The sequence below is a fragment of the Gordonia sp. (in: high G+C Gram-positive bacteria) genome, from assembly GCF_020438995.1.
Taxonomy (GTDB): Bacteria; Actinomycetota; Actinomycetes; order Mycobacteriales; family Mycobacteriaceae; genus Gordonia.
In genome coordinates this window covers 1-7021 of record NZ_JAGQTN010000232.1, presented here as the reverse complement: position 1 = coordinate 7021, position 7021 = coordinate 1, and the positions used below count along the sequence as shown (strand labels likewise).

6 protein-coding genes are annotated in these 7021 nt (G+C 65.8%); 3 read left to right on the top strand and 3 right to left on the bottom strand.

Annotation, left to right across the window (positions count from 1 at the left end; translation table 11 throughout):
• Nucleotides 1-281, top strand: a 281-nt coding sequence (locus tag KDB67_RS16375; protein WP_291017772.1) for a hypothetical protein, incomplete at its 5' end; no start/stop codon positions are given.
• A 110-nt stretch (nucleotides 282-391) separates the two neighbouring features.
• Here KDB67_RS16375 and sucD read toward each other — a convergent pair.
• Together sucD and sucC are read right to left on the bottom strand one after the other, a co-directional pair.
• Complete coding sequence (gene sucD / locus KDB67_RS16370; RefSeq protein WP_291017769.1) at nucleotides 392-1294, bottom strand: succinate--CoA ligase subunit alpha; 903 nt, start codon at nucleotides 1292-1294, stop codon at nucleotides 392-394.
• Between the two features lie 12 nt (nucleotides 1295-1306).
• Nucleotides 1307-2470: an ADP-forming succinate--CoA ligase subunit beta gene (gene sucC, locus KDB67_RS16365; protein WP_291017767.1), complete on the bottom strand. Its 1164-nt coding sequence runs from the start codon at nucleotides 2468-2470 to the stop codon at nucleotides 1307-1309.
• A 641-nt stretch (nucleotides 2471-3111) separates the two neighbouring features.
• Between sucC and KDB67_RS16360 the strand changes: the two genes are divergently transcribed.
• Entirely contained in the window at nucleotides 3112-4080 is a 969-nt protein-coding gene (locus tag KDB67_RS16360; RefSeq protein ID WP_291017774.1) for a M23 family metallopeptidase, read from the top strand.
• Nucleotides 4081-4139: 59 nt separating this feature from the next.
• Here the strand turns inward: KDB67_RS16360 and KDB67_RS16355 are convergent, their stop codons facing one another.
• A complete protein-coding gene (locus KDB67_RS16355) occupies nucleotides 4140-6599 on the bottom strand; it encodes a UvrD-helicase domain-containing protein (protein ID WP_291017765.1) in 2460 nt (819 codons plus the stop codon).
• Between the two features lie 138 nt (nucleotides 6600-6737).
• Between KDB67_RS16355 and KDB67_RS16350 the strand changes: the two genes are divergently transcribed.
• The coding region (locus tag KDB67_RS16350; RefSeq protein WP_291017762.1) for a chorismate mutase at nucleotides 6738-7021 on the top strand (284 nt) is incomplete at its 3' end.

Genomic DNA, 7021 nt, shown 5'->3' with positions numbered 1-7021 from the left:
AGGCGATCGGGGACCGAATTGGTGCCAAGAATCTTGGGGATCTCGTAGTAGCCGACAGTCTTCACACCTTTGAGGAGGCGTCCGTTGAAAACGTCTCGTCGATCGTGCCGGCAGGCCGCGACCTGAAAGTCGTATGGGTCGTTGAACCCGATGAGTACTCGGAGCACGGCGACGCCGGCTACCGCATCCCGTGGCCGTCAGCAGCTGTACACATCCTCACGCCGCCCGACGTTGTCGCTGGCACATTCTCTTCTTCGCCGCATCATTCGCACGGGGCGTAGAATTTCCTAGCCATCCGTAAACGACATGGTCGCCGCGCCTCCCGTTCGGGAGTTGCGGCGACCATGTTTGTGACCCGATCGCTTGGGCTATTGGGACCAGTCGAAACGGGCTATAGGGCCTCGAACAGTTCGCGGGCCAGGCGGGCGGTCTCGCTCGGCGTCTTGCCGACCTTGACCCCGGCCGCTTCGAGAGCTTCCTTCTTAGCCGCGGCGGTACCGGAGCTACCCGAGACGATGGCGCCGGCGTGGCCCATCGTCTTGCCTTCCGGCGCAGTGAAGCCCGCGACGTAGCCGACGACCGGCTTGGTGACGTTGGCCTTGATGTACTCCGCGGCCCGCTCCTCGGCGTCGCCGCCGATCTCACCGATCATGACGATCAGCTTGGTCTCGGGATCGTTCTCGAAGGCCTCGATGGCATCGATGTGGGTGGTGCCGATGACTGGGTCGCCGCCGATGCCGATGCCGGTGGAGAAACCGAGGTCACGCAGCTCGTACATCATCTGGTAGGTCAGCGTGCCCGACTTGGACACCAGGCCGATCGGCCCCTTACCGGTGATGTTGTTGGGCGTGATGCCCACCAGAGCCTCGCCCGGGGTGATGATGCCGGGGCAGTTGGGGCCGATGATGCGGGTCTTGCCGCCCTTTTCGACGTTGTACGCCCACGCGTACGCCGAGTCCTGCACGGGGATGCCCTCGGTGATGACCACGAGCAGCCCGATCTCGGCGTCGATGGCCTCGATGATGGCGTCCTTGGAGAAGGCGGGCGGCACGAACGCGATCGACGTATCGGCACCCGTCTTCTCAATGGCCTCGGCGACACTGCCGAAGACCGGCAGTTCCACGGCGTTGCCGTCGGCGTCGACGTGGCTGACGGTGGTGCCCGCCTTGCGTGCGTTCACGCCGCCGACGATGTTGGTGCCGGCCTTGAGCATGAGCGCGGTGTGCTTGGTGCCCTCACCACCGGTGATGCCCTGGACGATGACCTTGTTGTCTTTGTTCAGAAAAATCGACATGTCCAGCGTTCCTTACTTGCTCGCCAGTTCGGCGGCCTTGTCGGCGCCGGCGTCCATGGTCTCGGCCAGCGTCACCAGCGGGTGATTCGCGTCGGCGAGGATCTTGCGGCCTTCTTCGACCTTGTTGCCGTCCAGGCGCACGACCAGCGGCTTGCTGGCGGCGGCGCCGAGCTTCTCCAGTGCGCCGACGATGCCGTTGGCGACCGCGTCGCAGGCGGTGATGCCGCCGAAGACGTTCACGAAGACGCTCTTGACCTGCGAGTCACCGAGGATGACGTCGAGGCCGGCGGCCATGACCTCGGCCGAGGCGCCGCCGCCGATGTCGAGGAAGTTGGCGGGCTTGACCCCACCGTGGTTCTCACCGGCGTAGGCGGTGACGTCGAGGGTCGACATGACCAGGCCCGCGCCGTTGCCGATGATGCCGACCTCGCCGTCGAGCTTGACGTAGTTCAGGTCGTGCTGCTTGGCCTTGAGCTCGAGCGGATCGGTGGCGTCCTTGTCCTCGAACTCGGCATGGCCGGGCTGACGGAAGTCGGCGTTGCCGTCGAGGGTGACCTTGCCGTCGAGGGCGAGGATCTGATCGTCGGGCGTACGCACCAGCGGGTTGACCTCGACGAGAGTGGCGTCCTCGGCGACGAAGACCTCCCACAGCTTGGCGATGGTGACCGCGGCGGCGTCGAGCACCTCGGCGGGCAGGTGACCCTGCTCGGCGATGGAGCGGGCGGTGGCGATGTCGACGCCCTTGACGGCGTCGACCGGGACCTTGGCCAGCCGTTCGGGCTTGGTCGCGGCGACCTCTTCGATCTCCATGCCGCCCTCGACCGAGCACATGGCCAGGTAGGTGCGGTTGGCGCGATCGAGCAGGAAGGAGATGTAGTACTCCTCAGCGATGTCGCTGGCCTCGGCGACCAGCAGCTTCTTGACGATATGGCCCTTGATGTCGAGACCAAGGATGTTGTCGGCGTGGGTCTGCGCGTCATCCGGGGTGGCGGCGTACTTGACGCCGCCTGCCTTGCCACGTCCACCGACCTTGACCTGCGCCTTGACCATCACGGGCTTGCCGATTTCCTCGGCAATGGCCCGCGCGTCGGCGGCGTTGTCGGTCACACGTCCAGCGGAGGTGGGTACCCCGTGCTTGGCGAACAGTTCCTTCGCCTGGTATTCGAAGAGATCCATTCAGCTCACCGTCTCGTAGGTTTGCCCGCATGTGGGTGTAACGCGGGCCATATCGGACTCTAAACCTGCCCTTAGTCGCGGAATCCACCACTCCGGCACCTTGTGCGACAGATCACTCGGTCGGTCGGACTTCCGGCCCATCGGCGACTGCCGCCCGCACTGTCACAACGCAGGCATCCCGCAGGTTACCGGGATCTTCCGATTCACAATCGAGACTTGACTATCTCGCTTTTCCACTTGCCAGTGGCAAAGTCCGCAAGATCACATTGTGATCGCCATCACACAGCGATCACGAATTTGCCCGAACGTTGGACTTGTCTCCACCATTTCGTTACCGTCATAGCTCAGGTCACGGAACGATCACAGATCGACGTAGACGCGGGCACGTGAAGTCAGCCTCAACAGGTGCCGTATCGTCGTCACGGCCGGTCTGCCGCGAACCTATACGACAAGTAGTGCCAGCGGTAACGAGAGAGAAGGTGGACGACTTGGCAGGACGCAGGTTCCGAGTCGACCCGACGGCAGCAGCCTCCACGGGTTCTGCAGCCTCTACAGGATCCACGGCCACCGATGTGTTCGACGGTCCCGATTTCGACGAGACCATGACCACGATCATCCCGATCGAGGATCTGCACGCGGCGATGCACCTCGAAGCCCGGGAGGGCTGGGGTTACGGTCGCGGGTACCAGGACTATCGTCCGACCAGGTCCGAGGTCACCCAGGACATCCTCCTGCCGGAAGCCGAGTTCATCGAGGATGAACCGCTCGACGTCTCCGGCGCCCGGCTCGACACCTACGGTCTGGCCAACAGCGGCGAGATCCGCCTGCCCCGCACCGACACCGCCGACAAGCCGTTCCGCACCAATACCGGCCAAGGCCGTCGCAGCCGCGGGCGCCACCGTGTGGCCGCGCCACCCACCGCACTCAAGGGCGGCCGCGCGGCACTGTTCGCGGTGGCTGCCGGCGCCGCGGTCGCAGCCGTGTCACAGATCAACTCGTCGTCCGAGGCCCCGGCACCGGCTCCCGCCGCCAACGTCACCGATCCGGCCGTCGCCGCCACGTCGGCGCCCGACCTGGGTCCCGGTGTCGCAGCCGCCGCACCGTCGGCCGATCTGAGCGTCTTCACCGACCAGCTCCAGCTCGGCCAGGCACGGGCCGCCGAGGAGGCCCGGCGCGAGGCCCTGGCCCGGCGCCCGATGTTCGAGTCGCCGCTGCCGCTGGGCTCGTATCAGCTCACCTCCGCCTACGCCAACCGCTGGGGCAGCTTCCACGGCGGCATCGACATGGCCGCCCCGCTCGGCACGCCGATCCACGCCGCCACCGACGGTGTCATCAAGGAGGCCGGCCCGGCGTCGGGCTACGGCAACTGGGTGCAGTTGGAAGCCGCCGACGGCACCATCACCATGTACGGTCACATGTCGTCGTCGGGTGTGCTCGTGCACGCCGGGCAGCGCGTCACCGCCGGCGATGTCATCGCCCTGGTCGGCAGTGAGGGCTTCTCCACCGGACCCCACGTCCACTTCGAGGTCTGGAAGAACGGCAACACCAAGATCGATCCGGCACCCTGGCTTGCCCGCCACGGCGTCCGGCTCGCCGGCTACTCCGGCTGACCCGATCCGTTCCGAAAGCGCCTCACCCCGCCGGGTGAGGCGCTTTCTGCGTCCGGCCGTCAGAGTTTGTCGCCGGGCAGCCCGATGGCCATGAACGTCATCCGGCCCACTCCCGGGCCGTAATCGATGACCAACCGCTCGGCGGGGCCACTGCCCTGCTTGGAGATCACCTTGCCCAGACCGTACTTGGGGTGGTTGTTGCGGTCACCGACCTCGTAGTTCACCACGCTGCGACTGCCGCCACGACGGGCCGGATCCGGCGACCAGGACGACGAGCCACCCCGCCCCGCTCGCCCCGACGAATCGCCGAAGACACCGCCCGACGATCCCCACTCACGCCGCGCCGACCGCTTGGGCTCAGTACGCCGCCAGTCGAGGAGATGCTGCGGGATCTCTTGCAGGAAACGGGATTCCGGATTGCTCACCGGCTGCCCCCAGGAAGCGCGCATCAGCGAACGAGTCACGTACAGGCGCTCCTTGGCACGCGTGATCCCCACATACGCCAGACGCCGCTCCTCGCTGAGTTCGGCAGGATCACCCAGCGCCCGCATGTGCGGGAAATGACCGTCCTCCCAGCCCGTCACGAACACCACCGGGAACTCCAGGCCCTTCGCGGTGTGCAGCGTCATGAGGGTCACGACACCTTCTCCCTCGTCGGGGATCTGGTCGGCGTCGGCCACCAGCGACACCCGCTCCAGGAACGCGGCCAGCGACCCCGGTTCGGGTTCCCCCTCGCGCAGCCCCTCGGGATCGTCGTCGCCGGTATCGTCGCGTTCCTCGGCGAGCTGCGCCGCGTCGAGGCTGAATTCCCTTGCCACGGAGACGAGTTCGTCGAGATTGTCGAGACGTGCGGCGTCCTGGGGATCGTTGGAGGCGGCCAGTTCACCGCGATACCCGGTGCGCTCGACGATCGCGTCGACGAGGTCACCGATGTCGCCGCCCTCGGCGGTCGCATCGATGGTGGCCTGATCGTCGGTACCGAACGCCTCCAGATGTTCGGCCCGCAGCGACTCGATCAGCTCGACGAACGCGGTGATCTGTTTGTTGGCACGGGTATTGAGCAACGGCACCCGACCCTCGGCGGCCTCCCGCAGCGCCTCGTAGAACGAGATGCCCAGGTTCTCCGAATGCACCGCCACACACGCCTGTGCGCGATCACCGATGCCGCGGCGCGGGGTGTTGACGATCCGGCGCAGGCTCACCGAGTCGTCCGGGTTGGCCACCACCCGCAGATAGGCCACGATGTCGCGGACCTCTTTGCGCTCGTAGAACCGGGTACCGCCGACCACCTTGTACGGAATGCCATGGCGCACAAAGACTTCTTCGACCGGACGGGAGCCGGTGTTGGTGCGGTAGAACACCGCGACGTCGCCGTACGAATAGCTCGATGACCCGCCGATCGAGTAGTCGGTGAGCGATTCGATCTCTTTCCCGATGAACGCCGCCTCGTCCCGGTCACTGTCGGCGACGTAGCCGACGATCAGCTCACCGTCGCCCGAATCGGTCCACAGCCGCTTCTCCCGGCGGCCTGTGTTGCGTGCGATAACCGCATTGGCCGCCGAGAGTATGGTCTGCGTCGACCGGTAATTCTGTTCCAGCAGAATGGTTTCGGCGTCGGGAAAGTCGCGTTCGAATTCCTCGATATTGCGGATCGTAGCGCCGCGGAACGCATAGATCGACTGGTCGGCATCACCGACCACACAGAGTTCCGAGGGCGCCACGACACCGCCGCCCCCCTGCCCTTTGTCACTGCCGACGAGCTCACGGATCAATACATACTGAGCGTGATTGGTGTCCTGGTATTCATCGACCAGCACATGCCGGAAGCGGCGACGGTAGTACTCGGCCACCTCGGGATGCCGCTGCAGCAGCGCCACCGTCTCGCCGATCAGGTCATCGAAGTCGAAGGCGTTGGCCGCGCGCAGCCTGCGCTGATACTCGCCGTAGATCCGGGCGATCTCGGCGGCCGACGGCTCGTCGTCGGGGGCGGTGTCGACCGCTTCCTCCGGCGAGATCAGCTCGTTCTTGAAGTTGGAGATCGCCGTGCCCACGCCGCGCGGACTGAACTTCTTCGGATCGAGATTCAGGTCGGAGATGATCATTCCGAGCAATCGTTTGGAGTCGTCGGCGTCGTAGATCGAGAAGTTGGAATTGATGGGAGCCAGCAGCGACGACTGAGCACGCAGGATTCGCACACAGGTGGAGTGAAACGTCGACACCCACATGAACTTGGCGCGCGGGCCGACCAACTCGATCACCCGCTCGCGCATCTCGGCTGCGGCCTTGTTGGTGAAGGTGATCGCCAGGACCTGCCCGGGCGTCACATCGCGCGCGGCCAGCAGATAGGCGATGCGGCGGGTCAGCACCGACGTCTTGCCCGATCCGGCACCGGCCACGATCAGCAACGGCGCACCCTCGTGCAGGACGGCGGCCCGCTGCTGTGGGTTGAGCCCGTCGAGTAGGGCCGCACCCGGGGCGGAGGTGTCGTCGGAAACCGGTGTACGCGCGGAGGTGATCATCGTTGATCAAGGTTACCGGGCGCCTGCGACAAGCGTTTTCGGACATAGTTCCCGCCCGCGCATGTCCCCGGCACGCCGTCGAGGGCCATGACGGACTCCGGCGGTGTAATGCGCGCCGGACGTGGCAAAATCAGCGGCGTGACCGAGACTCCCAGCGCCACCGGACCCGCCGACGATTCTTCCCCCGCCGCCGGCGTCCCGTTCGATCCGGCGGCGTACGAACTGGGCAGCGAGGTGACCGACCTCCCCGACGACATCGACGTGTTGCGACACGAGATCGACCGGATGGACGCGGTCATCCTGGCGGCCGTCAAACGACGGTCGGCGGTGTCCAAGAAGATCGGTGCGGCACGGATGGCCTCGGGCGGTCCGCGGCTGGTCCATTCACGCGAAGTGAAGGTGCTGGACCGGTTCAGCGATCT